The sequence below is a fragment of the Nodosilinea sp. FACHB-141 genome (genome assembly GCF_014696135.1).
GTDB lineage: Bacteria > Cyanobacteriota > Cyanobacteriia > Phormidesmidales > Phormidesmidaceae > Nodosilinea.
Map to the genome: position 1 here is coordinate 1 of NZ_JACJPP010000019.1, position 15,918 is coordinate 15,918.

14 protein-coding genes are annotated in these 15,918 nt (G+C 52.2%); 5 read left to right on the forward strand and 9 right to left on the reverse strand.

The window, feature by feature from the left end; all coding sequences use genetic code 11:
• Nucleotides 1-541: 541 nt before the first annotated feature.
• On the forward strand, nt 542-1,429 hold the full coding sequence (gene glyQ / locus H6F59_RS19725) for a glycine--tRNA ligase subunit alpha (RefSeq protein ID WP_190704347.1): 888 nt from the start codon (nt 542-544) through the stop codon (nt 1,427-1,429).
• Between the two features lie 82 nt (nt 1,430-1,511).
• Here glyQ and H6F59_RS19730 read toward each other — a convergent pair whose 3' ends face one another.
• The gene (locus H6F59_RS19730) at nt 1,512-2,678 is read right to left on the reverse strand and encodes an alanine--glyoxylate aminotransferase family protein (protein WP_190704350.1); all 1,167 of its coding nucleotides are present in this window, start codon (nt 2,676-2,678) and stop codon (nt 1,512-1,514) included.
• Nucleotides 2,679-2,802: 124 nt separating this feature from the next.
• Complete coding sequence (locus tag H6F59_RS19735) at nt 2,803-4,335, reverse strand: sensor histidine kinase KdpD (RefSeq protein ID WP_190704353.1); 1,533 nt, start codon at nt 4,333-4,335, stop codon at nt 2,803-2,805.
• A gap of 243 nt (nt 4,336-4,578) precedes the next feature.
• Between H6F59_RS19735 and H6F59_RS19740 the strand changes: the two genes are divergently transcribed.
• Nucleotides 4,579-4,914 carry a DUF3155 domain-containing protein gene (locus H6F59_RS19740; protein WP_190704356.1) on the forward strand — a complete coding sequence of 112 codons (336 nt, stop codon included), beginning with the start codon at nt 4,579-4,581 and terminating at the stop codon, nt 4,912-4,914.
• A gap of 99 nt (nt 4,915-5,013) precedes the next feature.
• Here H6F59_RS19740 and H6F59_RS19745 read toward each other — a convergent pair whose 3' ends face one another.
• The 4 genes from H6F59_RS19745 to ntcA all read right to left on the reverse strand — a co-directional run bounded on the left by H6F59_RS19745 (nt 5,014) and on the right by ntcA (nt 8,440).
• Nucleotides 5,014-5,544 (reverse strand): cofactor assembly of complex C subunit B, encoded by a 531-nt coding sequence (locus H6F59_RS19745; RefSeq protein WP_190704360.1) that lies wholly within the window; start codon nt 5,542-5,544, stop codon nt 5,014-5,016.
• A gap of 72 nt (nt 5,545-5,616) precedes the next feature.
• Nucleotides 5,617-6,006: a PadR family transcriptional regulator gene (locus tag H6F59_RS19750; protein WP_190704363.1), complete on the reverse strand. Its 390-nt coding sequence runs from the start codon at nt 6,004-6,006 to the stop codon at nt 5,617-5,619.
• Between the two features lie 241 nt (nt 6,007-6,247).
• On the reverse strand, nt 6,248-7,651 hold the full coding sequence (locus H6F59_RS19755) for a DUF3084 domain-containing protein (RefSeq protein ID WP_190704366.1): 1,404 nt from the start codon (nt 7,649-7,651) through the stop codon (nt 6,248-6,250).
• A gap of 117 nt (nt 7,652-7,768) precedes the next feature.
• On the reverse strand, nt 7,769-8,440 hold the full coding sequence (ntcA, locus tag H6F59_RS19760; RefSeq protein WP_073607508.1) for a global nitrogen regulator NtcA: 672 nt from the start codon (nt 8,438-8,440) through the stop codon (nt 7,769-7,771).
• A gap of 498 nt (nt 8,441-8,938) precedes the next feature.
• Here ntcA and thrC point away from each other — a divergent pair, with 498 nt between their 5' ends.
• Both thrC and H6F59_RS19770 read left to right on the forward strand, forming a co-directional pair.
• The gene (gene thrC, locus H6F59_RS19765; protein WP_190704369.1) at nt 8,939-10,243 is read left to right on the forward strand and encodes a threonine synthase; all 1,305 of its coding nucleotides are present in this window, start codon (nt 8,939-8,941) and stop codon (nt 10,241-10,243) included.
• 111 nt (nt 10,244-10,354) lie between these two features.
• Nucleotides 10,355-10,630: a MoaD/ThiS family protein gene (locus H6F59_RS19770; RefSeq protein WP_073607741.1), complete on the forward strand. Its 276-nt coding sequence runs from the start codon at nt 10,355-10,357 to the stop codon at nt 10,628-10,630.
• 464 nt (nt 10,631-11,094) lie between these two features.
• Here the strand turns inward: H6F59_RS19770 and H6F59_RS19775 are convergent, their stop codons facing one another.
• Complete coding sequence (locus tag H6F59_RS19775) at nt 11,095-11,637, reverse strand: type IV pilin-like G/H family protein (RefSeq protein WP_190704372.1); 543 nt, start codon at nt 11,635-11,637, stop codon at nt 11,095-11,097.
• Between the two features lie 84 nt (nt 11,638-11,721).
• Nucleotides 11,722-14,292 (reverse strand): O-antigen ligase family protein, encoded by a 2,571-nt coding sequence (locus H6F59_RS19780; RefSeq protein WP_190704375.1) that lies wholly within the window; start codon nt 14,290-14,292, stop codon nt 11,722-11,724.
• A gap of 143 nt (nt 14,293-14,435) precedes the next feature.
• On the opposite strand from H6F59_RS19780, the gene H6F59_RS19785 reads away from it, so the two are divergent.
• Nucleotides 14,436-15,245: a hypothetical protein gene (locus tag H6F59_RS19785; RefSeq protein WP_242021588.1), complete on the forward strand. Its 810-nt coding sequence runs from the start codon at nt 14,436-14,438 to the stop codon at nt 15,243-15,245.
• 7 nt (nt 15,246-15,252) lie between these two features.
• Here H6F59_RS19785 and H6F59_RS19790 read toward each other — a convergent pair whose 3' ends face one another.
• Nucleotides 15,253-15,777: a peptidylprolyl isomerase gene (locus H6F59_RS19790; RefSeq protein ID WP_073607654.1), complete on the reverse strand. Its 525-nt coding sequence runs from the start codon at nt 15,775-15,777 to the stop codon at nt 15,253-15,255.
• Between the last annotated feature and the right edge of the window lie 141 nt (nt 15,778-15,918).

Genomic DNA, 15,918 nt, shown 5'->3' on the forward strand with positions numbered 1-15,918 from the left:
ATCCTTGACAGGAACCTTGGCTTTGTTTCTAGACTATGTAGTTGTCGAGGTTCGCTTCAACCCTCGGTGAAAGACTCGTTCGAGTCGCTTCCCTCAGGCGCTTTATCAATATAGGGCGGATTCCCTGTGGTGTCAACACCTTTGATGAAGATTTTCCAAAATCCTCAAACACCTTGTGTTGCAAGGGTTTCGCCCTTCCTGAAAAGCCTCACAAACAGAATCCGTCAGCAATTTTCTAGAAAAGTTTCTCGCGTAGACACCGTATCTAGCGCAGATAACAACAGAAATGACAGCACCCCTAGCGTCGCAAAATCCCTCTCGCTGAAGGACTTTGGGCTGTAGGCAACGCTAAACTCGCTCTGTAATTTGAAATACAGACATACCCAAAAAACCTTCTTTGGTTTTACACGGGTGAATAGCGATGGGCTGCAAGTGGCTACAGGGAGACATCCAGTAGGAAATTTGTCAGCGCAGGGCAAGTCTGTTGAATACTATTTGAAGGTTATGAGTATGAGTCTGGGTTAGTAACCGGGGGAGAGCTGTGCACTTTCAGGCTGTAATTGCGACACTGAATGATTTTTGGGCTAAGCAAGGCTGTGTGATTATGCAACCCTACGATACGGAGAAGGGGGCGGGAACAAAGAGTCCACATACCTTTTTGCGGGCGCTAGGGCCAGAGCCTTGGTCAGTGGCCTATGCGGAACCTTGCCGAAGACCGGCAGATGGGCGCTACGGAGAAAACCCGAACCGCTACCAGCATTATTTTCAGTACCAGGTATTGATTAAGCCATCGCCTGAGAACATCCAGGAGACTTATATAGACTCGCTTCGGGCGTTGGGGATTAAACCAGAAGACCACGACATTCGGTTTGTGGAGGACAACTGGGAAGATGCGGCGGTGGGTGCTTGGGGCGTAGGTTGGGAAGTGTGGCTAGACGGGATGGAGATTACCCAGTTCACCTACTTCCAGCAGTGCGGGGGGATCGACTGCCGTCCAGTGTCAATTGAGCTAACCTACGGGCTAGAGCGGTTGACGATGTATTTGCAGGAAGTGGATGCGATCGCCAAAATCCGCTGGAACGATCAGCTCACCTATGGCGATATCTATATGCAGGCGGAGGTTGAGAACTCGACGTACAACTTTGAGGCCTCAAATCCAGAACTGCTGTTCACGCTGTTTGATTTGTACCAGCAAGAGGCAGAGCAGCTTATGGATCGAGGGCTGGTGCTGCCGAGTTATGACTACGTGCTGAAGTGCTCACACACTTTTAACTTGTTGGATGCGCGAGGCGTAATTTCTGTAACAGAGCGCACCCGATACATTCGCCAGGTACGAGGATTAGCCAGGCGAGTAGCTCAGCTTTATCTAGAACAACGGGAGAAGCTAGGGTTTCCCCTGTTGGCAAGCCAGCAGCGGAGTGTGGTCTAGCAAGCGTGCAGACGAAGAAGGCGTCTCCACAGATAGTGGAGACGCCTTCTTCGTCTGCACGGGTAGTCAGTAACTTAATGCGTTAAGTAGATTGGTGTAGCACTGTCCCCAGAGCATGTAGCAGGGTATCAACATGCTCTGGCTGACTGTTATAGCCCATGAGGCCAATTCGCCATACCTTGCCTCCAAGTTCTCCGAGCCCACCGCCGACTTCAATGTTGTAGTCGGTCATAAGTTGACGACCAACGGCTTTGGCATCGACGCCGTTGGGTACTCGTACGGTAGTCAGGGTCGGTAGACGAAGGGATTCTTCGACGTGACAGGTGAGACCAAGGTCCGCTAGCCCTTGCCAAAAGTAGGTGGCAGTTTGTTGATGACGCTGCCAACGGGGCTCTAGGCCTTCTTCGACTAGCAGACGCAGAGCTTCGCGCAGAGCATAAGTGAGGTTGACTGGTGCGGTGTGGTGATAGACCCGCTCTGGTCCCCAGTATTTCCGCAGCAGGGCAGCATCAAGATACCAGTTGGCGACGGGTTGGCGACGGCGCTCTAGCTTGGCGACAGCTCGAGGGCTCATGGTGAAGGGGGAAATACCAGGGGCACAGCTCAATCCTTTTTGGCTACAGCTGTAAGCCAGATCAACCTGCCATTCGTCGAGAAAAATTGGCACACCGCCTAGGCTGGTGACAGTATCAACCAGCAGCAAACAGTCGTGGTCAGCACAGGCTGATCCTAATCCTTCGAGGGGTTGGCGAACTCCGGTGGAAGTCTCGGCGTGGACGATCGCCAACACCGCAGGCCGATGTTCCTTTAATGCGGCGGTAAGTTCCTCTAGGGTAAAAGCTTCACCCCAGGGCCGGTGAATGGTGACAACATCGGCTCCATAGCGCTGGGCCATATCGACCAAGCGGTAGCCAAAATAGCCTTTGACAGCAACTAAGACGCGATCGCCCGGTTCGACAGCATTTGCGATCGTTGCTTCCATCGCTGCAGACCCGGTACCGGCCACGGCATAGGTGAGGGGATTAGTAGTCTGCCAGGTATAGCGCAGCAGCTCTTGAACTTCATCCATCATCGCTAGGTAAGCAGCGTCTAGATGGCCAATGGGCTGCTGATTCATGGCGGCAATGACACGGGGGTCAGCGTTACTGGGCCCTGGTCCTAACAACAACCGTTTGGGTACCGTTAGGGGGGACAGAGAGGCTGGCGGTGCCAGCCGAGCAGAGGTATTGGGGGATAGGGTGGTTGCCATGGGTAACACCGAAGACGATGGATTGCTGAACCTGATGAACAGACTGACTCCATTCTCCTATGGATGCGGCATTCCGTAGTGGGAAGCACAACGGTAGCACCTTAGCCCATCAATCTCGTTGGGTCTACACCTCACTGTCTAAGGCCCTTAGCCAAACCACAAACACAACGCCGGGGTTTTGAGGATAAGCTACAGCCTCTGGCGGCAGCCATGACGTGCCTTGAACAGGGCTGACTAGATCAATACGCCCCCCCATGCCCTGCACTAGGTCTTGGACAATGGCGAGACCTAGCCCCGTACCCGGAATGTCGCCCTGGGCCCGCACACCGCGAAAGTGACGGGTAAACAACTGGGGCTGGTCACTAGGGGGAATGCCTGCACCGGTATCGCCTACGACAATTCCCTGGAACATCTGCCTGCCAATCCGCTGCACTAGCCCTGCGGTAATCCAGACTAAAGACCCAGCGGGTGCGTACTTTAGAGCATTGTCGAGCAGGTTGTGGAGCACTTCTCCTAGAGCAGCAGCATCAAGCCAAACCATGGGTAAAGCGGTAGGGATATGGTGCACCAGGTGCAGTCCCCGCTCATGAGCCAAGGGTGCAATGGACTGCACCAGTGGAAGGGCGATCTCAGCGATCGCGCCGGGCTGCACCCTTAGCGATCGTCCCAGCCCATGCCCTGTTGCTGAAACCAACTCTTCAAGGGGCTGACTTTGAGTCGTTGCCAATCTGCTGTTTAAGGTGTCTTCGTTGCTGTCGATAACAATACTGGGACGATCGCTCCATTCACTGGGTGAGCCTGGTAGCAGCAACCTACCCGCTGGTGGGGTAGTAGCCTGCGCCAAGGTTTCATCCCCTTCGGCAACAGCGGTATCAAAATGCTGAGCCAAATCCTGCAATCGTCGGCTCTCACGCACAATGCCTTCAGCAATCGGCCGATTGGTATCCTCAGGGGGTAACCGTTTGACCATCAATTTGCCAAAGGTCTGTAAAGCTGTGAGCGGATTGCGGAACTGATGCAGCAGATCGTGGAAAGTTTCGGACTGATCGGCTTGGATCAGCTGACGTTGGTTAAGCTGACACTGAAGCCATTGGCTACGCTGGTCCAGCACGTATGCGATCGCCAACGTGCTAGCGACCTGCTCAGCCCGTCGATAATCGTCCGCTGTCCACGGCAGTGCTTCGCGAGTACTGACGATCATGCCCAGCACCACTCCATCATGGGCCAACGGCAAAACTAGGGGATACGTGGTTAGATCAGCCCCCACACCCTGCGGTTGGGTTGCCGGTTCTATCCCAAACGGCATCGAGAGCAAACCCTTCTCTGAAGAAACACGAGCTGTGGATGGTAGCCCAACTGAATCTCGCTCTGAGTCAACGGGTTGCTGAAGCCACTGTTCTGGTTGGACGATTGGGGATTGCTTGCTGCCATCAACTTCTTCGGCTGTGTTGAATACTGCCGCTAGTCCCTCCCGCAAGTCGTGCCACAGGTTGGCGGTTTCTGGATAAGCCACCAGCGGTATCAAAGTGGGATTTATTGTCTCAACGGTGGCTTCGACCAAGTACACCACTGTGGAAGCAGCCTCTAACGACTGGGTCAGCAGAAGTACCTGGGACTGACACAATGTGGTGAATTCGGAGCTGGGAGAGCCAATCATGGCGGCGCAACATAAGAGTTTGACGGAAGAAAAATTAAAGTTTTGTCAATTTTTTAACAATTCTGTTCAGCTCTGATCTCCTTTGACACCCTTGCATCCTTTATAGCGCTTGGTGTTCGGAGGTTTTAGGCCGATTTTTAAGAGAAGTTGAAATTCTTATTTTGAGCCTATATACTTGGCCTGGTTAACAAATTTTGTAACCGAAACTACATCCAAATATCCAATGAGAGGGAGGTAGGCAACTTGGCAAGGAGACGCAAGCGTAAGAGTCGTCGTCGCTTAGAAGGCCGTCGCATTTTAGAAGCTGTTCCTCAGTATAGTATTGAGAGCGGCAACGAAAAACCCGTAACCGCAGCTCGGAATTTTATCCATTCCGAGGGCATTGCCCCCCCAGCCCTGCTGCTGGTTAAGCGGAACGAGCACACCACTGACCGGTACTTTTGGGCCGAGAAGGGTCTATTTGGTGCCCAGTATGTAGAAGAGAATCATTTTCTTTTCCCCAGTCTGCGGGTGCTGCTCGGTGAAGAAGGTGAAGAAGAAGAAGAGAACGCCTCAGTTTTAGAGACCTTGACTCACTAAGGTAAGTATTCTGATAGCAGATATTTGCTTTACCAATGTCACTGTCAGAATTACCTTTCACATGCAAAAAGCTAGCCCAAGGGCTAGCTTTTTTTTGCTTCAGCGGTCAAAGCCTTGCTCAAGGGCAATCAGCTCATCGCGGTGAGCTGTAACAGTAACCTTAGCAAGCGCACTCTCTAACGAGCCGCTGTCCGCAGCGTCGGGCCGAATTTCTAAGCAAATCTCCTCATCGCGCTCAGCGCCACGCCAATAGAACCAGCCGGCTAGCGGGCTCAGTGCTAGCAGAGCCAAAAAGATAGCGCCGTGGGCTGGCCATAGATTGGCGAGTACTAAAGCAAAACAGAGAGTCCCCACAGTGGCAAGCAGAGTTAAGAATCCAGCCAAAAACAGGCTCGGACGTACTCTTCCCCGCAGGGTGATGCGTTGGGCCTCTTCTTCAGCCGCAATGATGGCATAGGCCCGTGCCTCAAAGTAAGTCGTCAGGTTTTGCAGTAACGTTATGGGATCAATAGGACGCGTTAGCGTCAGGGTTTCGATACGGTCTTTGGTAGAAGCCCGAATAAAAAAAACTAACCCCACTATCATTAGCAGGGTTAGGAACAGAGTCGAATAGAGAATAGTGTCAGTCACGCCGGACCATGCAAAGCTACTTCTCTAGGGTACGGAATGTTGCATCATTCAGGTAGGCCTTGCACTCCTAATTCACCGATGCGGAGCAGAGTAGACTGGGCTTTGAGCGCAGGCCGGCCGGATTGGATCGCCCATATAGGTTTTCCAAAATTCGGCCAGTTCCTCGGCTTGAAGCCGCCAGTCAGGATTAAGACGGTACATGCGACGAGGACGACCCCGGCCTTCTACCTTTTTCCAGTAGCCGTCAATAGCATTTTCGTCCTCCAAAAACTTAAGTGCTCCGTAAAGCACCGTATCTGATAGACGATAGTGGGGATACTGGTGGGTTAACCGCTGGATCAATTCGGTGCCGTAGGAGTCTTGCTGGAGCAATACCGACAACACGTAGCAAACGGCAAGCTCTTTGTTCAAGTAAATTGGCGGTGGATCCTCGAAGAACTGATAAATATCCTCAAATTTCATGGGATCGCTCCAGGTGTATTTAAAGTTTGCTTGCCTTGAGACAAGCCAGAGTTAAAAGCAACCTATTAGCAGCCGACAGATTTGTAGGTTAATTCTAAGCACAGGTGATCCCCACAGTATCGAAGTAGGGGCAGATGGTAACTATCTGCAAATTTTTTTAGACATTATTAAATATTCGCCACCGAAGTTAATTTAACTTGGATCCTTTTTACTTAGTTTTCCGAGAGGAGGTGCTCCAAGGCTATTCGCTTAGCAAGTCAGTGCTATCGTCCAGGGGATTATTGAATCCACTCGTTTGAAACAGAATGCGCCCGTCGCGCACTGCTGCTAGATGAATTTGAACCGGCCCTACCGTGAAAATATCAGTGGCAGCAATAGCCTGAAGATCGACAGCCTGCCCCGATTGCTGAACAGTCTCTAAGAAATTGAGCACCGTTTCAGGCCGGTTGTCGGCTACTTGTAGCGTGTCGCTGACAACGCCGTCCTGTCGGGCCCGAAATTGAGCGGCTGCCAACAGAAGGTTAAGTCGCTCAACTAGCTGGCGATCGCCCAGAGGAGGAGGGTCTAGCGTGACCGTTGCCAATCGCTCACCCAGAGCATAAACCTGCTGATTAGGGGTGGCATCGATAAAGACCTGCACGCAGGGTTCACCCTGCTGCACCACGCAGGGCTCGCCCGTTACATAGTTAGCCGCAGACAGCAGGCGCACGACGTAATCTTCACCTGTGGACAAACGCTCAATCAGCGCCTCGACCTCGCGATTACCAATCAGCAAAATTTGCTGGTCGATCAAAGCCCCAGGGGCAATGGCTCGAGACACCAGGCGGTTGGCTTCAAGTAAAAAGCCCGTCACAAACTCCTCTGCCTGCTCTCGATTCTCGGCACGACCTTGACCGACTAAAATCTCTTGGTTGCGGTTGAGAGCAATATTGCCCCGAAACAGCCCTTGATACTGCGTTTGCAGAACGGCTACCTGCTGCTCTAAAAAGTCTTGCTCGGCCTCTAGGCTAGCCAGCCGCTGCTCTCGCTGGGCGATCGCCCGATCGCGATCGGCAATCTCCTCATCTAGTTTGGCAATTGCCCGATCGCGATCGGCAATCTGTTTGCCAATAGTGGCTTGCTGCGCCAGCAGGTTATCACGCTGAACCCGCAGAGCGTCCGTCGATTGGCGCAGCGCAGCAGCCTGCTGTGATACGGCATCTAGCTGGCCTAGAGTTTGGCGTAGTTCACCCTCAGTCGCTTCCTGCTGAACCACCGCCTGGTTGAGCGATTGGTTAATTTCTTGTAATCGAGCTAGCGCCCGCTGCCGTTCGTTAGTTGCCGACTCCAGATCGGTCTCTACGCTCTCTTGGGTAGATTGAGCCTGGGCCAAATCAGCCTCGGCGTTGGCTAAATCAGCCTGAATTTTACTCAACTCGAACACCCCAGTGCGCAGCTGACTGCTCACTCCAAACAGCAGGGCCAGTGTAGAGGCTGAAATGACGCTACCCGTGGCAATGCTGACTAAGGTAGCCGTTTGCCGGGGGCGTAGATTGAACAAGCTTAGACGTGCTTTGCCCACCCGCGTGCCGACGCGATCGCCGAGGGTAGCAATAAAGCCCCCCAAAATTAAGACCGCCAAAATCAGTACGTAACCAGAAACCATGCACCAGCCACAGGGGAGTTTGCACTTACTCTACTGCATGGGTTGAAGCCTCGTACGCCCCAATATTGTCGATTGCTGGTTTGGCTACCAAAACCACCCCACCTAGCCAAACCTAAACTAAGTAAACTGCTGACTCAGATTGACCGGATCATGCACAGTAATTTTCTTTTTGTAGATGGAGATCATGCCTTCCTGGCGCAAATCTCCCAGCAGGCGAGTCACAGTCACCCGAGTGGAGCCGATGGCCTCAGCAATGGCCTGATGAGACAGTTTCAGGTCAATAGTGATGCCATCCTGGCTAGGCACCCCAAAATCGCGACAGAGAATGAGTAAGAAACTTACCAGCCGTGAGCCCATGTCTCGATGGGCCAAGGTTTCGATCATCATCTCGGTTTGCAAGATGCGAGAGGATAACCCCCTCAACATCAGCAAGGCCAGTTCAGGATTTTCCTCCAGCGCCTGCTCAACCTGCTCAATTGGAACAGACAATAGCTCTACTGGGGTGAAGGCCACGGAGTGATAAAAGCGATCAGAACGGTTGCCCGTAATTAGCGACAAGACTCCAAACACACTGTTTTCGCGCAGCAGAGCAACTGTGATTTCTTCTCCAGCCTCGTACACCCGCGACAGCTTCACTGCCCCTTTTAGCAAGAAGTACACCCGTTCGGCTGGGTCTCCAGGGAAAAAAATTGTTTTTCCCCGCTCATAGGATTCGACTACAGGGGGAAACGCTCCTCCAGATAGCTGACGAAAAACATTGGCAAGGGGCTTATCTTGGGTCACTACCATAACGTTCTGCTAAGAGCATCACAGAGAGCATCTGCACTGAATTTACTGTTTTGCCGTTGCCATGACAGCCAGACCACAGCACAGACCACTTTGGGCATAAAGCATAAAGCAGTCTGACTGGTCTGGCACGCTAACCAATGCAAACGTTCCATGACTTTAGATCACTTAACCTCAACTGCAAGGCAAGCGTTTGTATAGCAAGTTACTTTATTGCTCCCAAGGCCGATCTTGGAACCCCTGAAGTGGTTTCACAGTGGTTATTAGGGTCGGAACAACTGCGGATGAGGCTAAGAGCAACAGCAAACTCAGAACAACTTGGACCGTCGCTCTCAGCTAAGAATCGGCAGCTACCAGCGCAAAATACTGACAGAAAAAGCCTTGTGTTATACCCGACTTTTTTGGTCGGGTATATTTGACCAAGTATTGTCACCAGTGTTACGTTCTGGATAACTTAGCGAAGTTGACAACTGCTCCTCAGAAAATCTCAGAGAAAACGCCATGACGCAGTCTATCGAACAAGCGATCGCCACCAAGCCCACATTTTCAGCATTGAAATGCCGAGAATGTGGTGAGACCTATGACTTAGGCGCCAAGCATGTGTGCGAAGACGTGTGCTTTGGCCCATTAGAGGTAGCCTACGACTATGACGAAATTCGCAGGCGGGTCACCCGCAGCAGTATCCAAGCAGGGCCGCTGTCAATTTGGCGCTACAAGGACTTTTTGCCCGTCAGCACCGATAACCCAATTGATGTGGGAACCGGCATGACACCCCTAGTGCGGGCCAACCGACTGGCGCGGCAGCTAGGGCTAAAAGAACTCTATATAAAGAATGACGCTGTCAACATGCCCACCCTGAGTTTCAAGGACCGGGTGGTATCGGTGGCGCTGACCCGAGCAAGAGAGCTAGGGTTTACTACAGTATCTTGTGCCAGTACAGGAAACCTAGCAAACTCTACGGCGGCGATCGCAGCTCATGCTGGCCTTGACTGCTGTGTATTCATCCCCGCTGACCTGGAAGCAGGCAAAGTGCTCGGCACCCTAATTTACAACCCTACAGTGATGGCTGTGCAGGGCAACTATGACCAGGTCAACCGTCTGTGCTCTGAGGTAGCCAACACCCAAGGGTGGGGGTTCGTCAACATCAATCTGCGCCCCTACTACTCCGAAGGGTCTAAAACCCTGGGCTACGAAGTAGCTGAACAGCTAGGTTGGCGCTTACCAGACCACATCGTAGCGCCGTTGGCATCGGGGTCACTATTTACCAAGATCTACAAAGGCTTTCAAGAATTTGTGAAGGTCGGCCTCGTCGACGATAAGCCTGTACGCTTTAGCGGTGCCCAAGCCGAGGGATGCTCTCCTATTGCCCAAGCCTTTAAAGAAGGCCGCGATTTTGTGACTCCGGTCAAACCCAATACGATTGCCAAGTCTATTGCCATTGGAAACCCCGCCGACGGTATCTATGCGCTCGATATAGCTCGTAAAACCAACGGCAACATCGAGTCAGTAACCGATGCTGAAGTGATTGAAGGCATGAAGCTTTTGGCTGAAACCGAAGGTATCTTCACCGAGACTGCTGGCGGCACCACCATTGCAGTACTCAAAAAACTGGTAGAAGCCGGTAAGATTGACCCCGACGAGTCTACAGTCGTCTACATTACCGGCAACGGCCTGAAGACCCAAGAGGCTGTACAGGGTTACATTGGTGAGCCCTTTACCATTGAGCCTAAGCTCGACAGCTTCGAGCGTGCCCTAGAGCGCTCCCGCACCCTCGACCGGCTGGAATGGCAGCAGGTATTAGTCTAGGGCTTAAGGTACGAGGTTCAAGGTTTAAGTTTTTGCTTTTCAGCTTGAACCTTACTCCCTATAACTCTTACTGACAGACCAATCTTATTTTCCAATTCATTTACTACACCCATGGCTGTTAAAGTACTAATTCCAACCCCGCTGCAAAAATTCACCAACAACCAGGCTGCCCTCGAATGTAGTGGTGGCAATATCGTAGATCTGCTCAATGATTTGGAGAGCAACTGCCCCGGCATTAAAGCCCGGCTGTGTGACGATTCTGGCGAACTGCGCCGCTTTGTCAACTTCTACGTCAACAGCGAAGACATTCGCTTTCTCGATGGTAAAGAGACTGCCCTTAATGATGGAGACGAAGTCAGCATCGTCCCTGCCGTAGCTGGGGGCTAATGTTGGAGCTGAAGACTAGCTATTAAATCAGAAAACGCTGAACAAAGCTTTTGTTCAGCGTTTTTTTTGCAGCTCAGCAGGTTGGGTTGAGTAATCGCCTCTGTTTCTTTTCTTGCCAATTGATAGGTTGTGCGCGTTCAGGTTTCTCACTCACTGCAACAGCCACTACCTAAACAAAAAATTTGAATGGGCTTGCAAAAATGATAGATGCTACAAAAGTCAAAGTATTTTGAGAAAATTTTTGAATGGCTGTAAGCTTTCCATCTATTCTGATGAGCACAAATTGTAGAACCCATTCTTGGCTAGCTAGCCTTTCCATTAAACGTATAACTTCTACTACTCTCAATATTGAACTGATGGCGGCTTCTCAAATTTGCTTTAAAGAAGCTTGGGATCAGCTACGTAAAAATAAGTAACTGATCCCAAATGTTATTAGGAACTAGAAGTTAAGCGCCATCAATAATCTAGAGCTTCTTCCAGGTACCGTTTGTGCAAGCAGTAGCAGACTGGCTTGCAGAGGTGCTGAAGTTGGTGAGCGCACCGGCAGCAGCAGCCACGTTAGCTTGAGTCGATTCACAAATGATTGCAATCGTGGTTGCTTCCGTGGTTGCGCTACCCGAGTTTAGCTGGGCAGCACCGACATAGCTCTTTAGAGCGGTATCAACTCTGTCAGCAAAAGCCGTTGCGCCAAAAGGACCACTAGCGCCAATGGTGTAGTTGTAGTAAGTGGTGGCGGAAGGAATACCAATGGCCAGTTCCACAAAACCAGGAGCAAACGTAGGGTTTTCTAGACGGTAAGCTTGCTGACCACGGTTCATAGAACCAACGTAGGTTTTAGCTTCAGACTGACGGGCTTTGTTGGCTTGGTTGAGGAAGGAAGGTAGGGCAATAGCAGCCAGAATACCGATGATGATAATAACCACCAGCAGTTCAATTAGAGTGAAGCCGCCTTCTTCTTTTTTAGCAATGAAGTGCTTGAGCAGGTTGGCTTTGAGAGATGCTTTCATAGGTGTATGTCTCCTTGGGTTAGGCGGCGGTAGAGGTGTTATTTGCGCCTGGGTCTAACTTACCCACTTGCTCTGACTGAGCGATCACACCTGACTAAAAAAGTTTTCGGGCAGTGGAGGCGGGGGTGTAATTTCAAAGCGATTCTTGACGGCACTAGGCAAGTTAAGCTGCTTGGTTTGAATCGTTTCTATAGCTTGGTCTAGCGCCACAAACTCCCTGGGCAGCTCCTCAAACAACCCAAGTAAGTTAGGGATAGCCCACTGCTCCATTTCCTCAATGGGTGCAATAAAGTTAATGCCCTGAGCGTATCGATTGCGATAGGTGAGCCCTAGCAAGCTACGGCCAGTTAGTTCAACCGGTTCTACTAGGGAAGTCAACCACGATCGCACATCTCGAAATTGCCCCAACGATTCGGTTAGCAGTACCTTCTCATGTGCAGGAAGCTCGGCTTGAGCAAAGTAGTTTTGGGCAGCGGCAGGCGAAAGCCATGCCCGAAGCAGCAACAGAGCCTGATCTTGGGGAGTGGCTTCTAGTGCTTGATTAACGATGGCTAGGGCTGCTTCGAGGCTTTGGTCTGTGGCTAAAAGCGCCTGCGTGATTGGTCTTAGCCCGTCACGGTTGGCGGTGAGAGGTTGTCTCTGCCACCAGCGAATCAGCGCTGTTTGGTCGTAAAAAGTGGAATATCCTGGGATCTTTGGCGATAGCCCGTTGAGTATGGACTCGTGGTAGGTTAACGCCTGATCTAAAACCTGCTGTTTAATTGGTGCTAAGGACTCTTGCTCCCACAGAGGCAAAGTCAAAAATTCGGGATGGCCAAGGCCTTGAAGGCTAAACGCGGTTACGGCGGCTTCGGTTTGGCCTTGGGCTAGGTAGGCTTGCCCCAGCACATAGCGGCTCAAGGCACTTTTTCTGGGGAGTAGCTGCACGGCACGGCGGCTATAGTCCGCTGCAGCAGCTGGGTTTTGAGGTAACAGCAGAACCGCCATGTTGTAATTAAACCAGGCATCGTTGGGGGCGATCGCAGCAGCGCTATACAGATTAGTCAAGGCATCGCGGCGCACAGCATCTTGCTCACCTGGAGACACGAGAGGCAGCAGTTGATAGATGATTTGTCCGGATAGGGCGGGGTAGGTTGGATCCCAAGGAACGAAAGTGGCAGCGGCAGATAGCTGTTGCAACGAGCTAGCTACATCGCCTCGTTCTGCACGGCTGAGGGCACGGTGGGCAAAAAAGAAGCCTAGGTCGGTCACAAACCACAAATAGGTTGTGATCGCCAACCAGGCTACCAGGGCCAGGCTAAGATAGCGGCGGGTTCCTCCACTTAGGGTAGGCAGCGAGGGCAGCTCTGTTTGATTTGCTAGGCTGAGCAACAGGAGTAGCAAGGCCCCAAGCGCCATGGAAATGCCAACGTTTTCAAGCTGGTAGTCAGTGAGGCTAGATACCCCGTAGGCTAAGAAGCTACCGCCTGCGCCATACAGCAACCATCGACTAGCCGGCTCTTGTGCAGTTTGGTATAGACGCAGCCAGAGCGCGGCGACAAGTACCAGCCATGCCAGATCCAGCCCAAGACCCAGTAGCCCCATCTCTCCTAAAAGCTGAAACGGCGTACTGTGAAGCTGCTGAGAATGGTCTTGACCTAGGCCCGTTTCTATCGGGCGATATAGATTTGAGACACGGCTCATCACCCCTGGCCCCACGCCCACCAATGGACGATGGCTAAAAATGTTAAGGGCAGTCTTAGCCAGGAAGTAACGATCGAGCACCGGGCCATCTTGTACTACAAAGCCAGAAGGATCGTTAAAATCTAGACCGCCAAACAAGCTGCGAACCCTTGAGTTGCTGGCTAGAGCGCTAATCGCGACGGCTAACCCCAGGCCGCCTAGCAACCAACGCTGGGTTCTGCCCTTAGCGGTGGGGTTGACAACAAAGGCAACGACTATAAGAAGCAACCACACCAAAATTCCCAACAACGCCCCCCGCGATCCGCTGAGGTAGAGAGCGATCGCAGCCAAGGCCGAGGCCGCCGCCATCAACCACCGCAGCCATCCCTTAAAGGCCACAGCACAGGCTGCAACAAACGGCAGCGCTAGAGCAAAGTAGCCACCCACGAAATTGTGGTGGCCAAAGGGCATGGCATTGCGCAGGGCAGTAGAAAAACTGTCGTCTAACTCTGCCCCTGACGTAGGTCGCCATAGAAGTAAGGAAATTAGGGTGGTGCCTAGCATCGTTGTGGCGATTGCTGCGGCTACCTGAGTAGCTTTGAGCTGGGCCTGGTTTATCCAATTGACGCCGCAGTACAACGCAAAAAAGTAGTACGTTGCTAAAACCACATTCCACAGGGCCACTGTTTTGAAGTCGCTGGCCAGGCTGCAAACCATTAAAACAATACCTGTGCCGGCTACAGCCCAATCGAGCCCGTAACCTAGGGGACGAAACGGCACGTGAAACTGGCGTAGCTGCCAGACCAGCCAGCCGCCAAAAGCTAGAAACCCCAGCTGCCACACCAAGGCCCATGGCCAACTCACCATGCGCAGGTAACTGTGAGGTAGCCAGGTCATGAAGACAACAGCTACCAGGCCTACCCCTCCCAGCCACCAACCTTTAAAAACAGCATTGAGTTGTTGAGCAGAGGTTTGGGCCATGGGAGATGCCATCAGGTTACAGAACTGCCAAGCAGATGAGGAGGCTGAGTTGAAGTGCCTCAATTGCGATCGCAGCCACGGTGGGTAGACTTATTCTAGAACCACCCTAAAACCTGAAACCCGCTCTATAGGTTTCTTACCCTTGCGCCCACATCATGCAGCTCTCTTCAAGCAAACGCCGCCCGCCCTTGCTCTGGGCCAAACATTTGGCAATTTGGGTACTGCCCGCTGCTTTGCTGCTGGCCTTAGTGCCCTTACAGCAGCAGCGCCTAGCTAACTTACAAGACCGCAGCATTACCGATCAAAGTCTTGAGCAACAAGACCAGGCAACGGCAGCGACCCTGGCGTTGGCGCAGAAAACGCCCACCTTTGGGTTTGACAATCTGGCGGCTGACTGGTTTTTTCTGCGATTTTTGCAGTACTTTGGCGACGATGAGGCTCGAGCTAAAACGGGTTACGACCTAAGCCCGGAGTTCTTTCGGGTTGTTATCCCTAAAGACCCGTATTACCGAATGTTTTATCTGTTTTTGTCAGGCAGCACTAGCAATTTCGCCGCCCAACCGGAGCAAAGCGTTGCGATTACCGCCCAGGGGCTAAAGCGGTTGACCCCAACGGTGCCATCTGACGGGTTTTATATCTGGCGCTATCGCGGTGTAGATGAGCTGCTCTATCTGGGTGACGGGAAGGCGGCTCAACAATCTTTTCAAACCGCTGCAGAGTGGGGACGGCAATCGCCCGAAGCAGAGGCCCCAATAATTGCAGAAAACTCTCAGCGTACAGCCGATTTTTTGGCCAATAACCCCCTGAGCAAGCAGGCCCAGGTCAATGCCTGGGCCAGTGTTTTGGCCAATGCTTTTGACGATGCGACTCGCCAAAAAGCCATTGATCGAATTGAAGCCCTTGGTGGCAGCGTTATGATTAGCGAAACCGGCGAGCTTGGTCTACGGTTTCCGCCCGACGATTAGCGCCTGCTTACAATTGGCCGCAGTCGGCGATTACGACGGGCTCAGAGGTTTGGCCACTACGGCTACCGACTTGCTCTATGGTGCTGACCACATCCATGCCTTCGACCACGCTGCCAAAGACCACGTGCTTGCCGTCGAGCCAGGGGGTAGCCACGGTGGTCAAAAAGAACTGTGACCCGTTGGTATTAGGGCCAGCATTGGCCATACTCAGGAGCCCAGGGGTGGTGTGCTTGAGAGTAAAGTTTTCGTCAGCAAATTTCATGCCGTAGATCGACTCGCCGCCGGTGCCGTTGCCGCGAGTAAAGTCGCCACCCTGACACATGAATTCAGGAATGACGCGGTGAAAGCTAGAGCCTTTGAAGTGCAGCGGCACACCGGAGGTACCCATGCCTTTTTCGCCAGTGCAGAGGGCGCGGAAGTTTTCGGCGGTTTTGGGGGTGACATCGGCACGCAGCTCCATGACAATGCGGCCTGCGGGAGTGCCGCCAATGGTGATGTCAAAAAATACTCTGGGATTAGTTGCTTCAGTCATAGCTAATTCTTAAAGTGCAAGACACAGGGATTGACCCTGCCATTAACCCATAGTTTGAGCCAGGTGAACACCTGCTCGCTAGGGCAGGGCAGGATGCTGTTTCACTATATCCATGAAATGCTTTGCTATGTCAGAGCTGCA

What these genes read in the sequence shown, in the direction of transcription:
- H6F59_RS19730 (WP_190704350.1), bottom strand. Translation starts at nt 2,678, where the DNA reads ATGGCAACCACCCTATCCCCCAATACCTCTGCTCGGCTGGCACCGCCA.
- H6F59_RS19735 (WP_190704353.1), bottom strand. Translation starts at nt 4,335, where the DNA reads ATGATTGGCTCTCCCAGCTCCGAATTCACCACATTGTGTCAGTCCCAG.
- H6F59_RS19750 (WP_190704363.1), bottom strand. Translation starts at nt 6,006, where the DNA reads ATGAAATTTGAGGATATTTATCAGTTCTTCGAGGATCCACCGCCAATT.
- H6F59_RS19755 (WP_190704366.1), bottom strand. Translation starts at nt 7,651, where the DNA reads ATGGTTTCTGGTTACGTACTGATTTTGGCGGTCTTAATTTTGGGGGGC.
- ntcA (WP_073607508.1), bottom strand. Translation starts at nt 8,440, where the DNA reads ATGGTAGTGACCCAAGATAAGCCCCTTGCCAATGTTTTTCGTCAGCTA.
- thrC (WP_190704369.1), top strand. Translation starts at nt 8,939, where the DNA reads ATGACGCAGTCTATCGAACAAGCGATCGCCACCAAGCCCACATTTTCA.
- H6F59_RS19770 (WP_073607741.1), top strand. Translation starts at nt 10,355, where the DNA reads ATGGCTGTTAAAGTACTAATTCCAACCCCGCTGCAAAAATTCACCAAC.
- H6F59_RS19775 (WP_190704372.1), bottom strand. Translation starts at nt 11,637, where the DNA reads ATGAAAGCATCTCTCAAAGCCAACCTGCTCAAGCACTTCATTGCTAAA.
- H6F59_RS19780 (WP_190704375.1), bottom strand. Translation starts at nt 14,292, where the DNA reads ATGGCATCTCCCATGGCCCAAACCTCTGCTCAACAACTCAATGCTGTT.
- H6F59_RS19785 (WP_242021588.1), top strand. Translation starts at nt 14,436, where the DNA reads ATGCAGCTCTCTTCAAGCAAACGCCGCCCGCCCTTGCTCTGGGCCAAA.
- H6F59_RS19790 (WP_073607654.1), bottom strand. Translation starts at nt 15,777, where the DNA reads ATGACTGAAGCAACTAATCCCAGAGTATTTTTTGACATCACCATTGGC.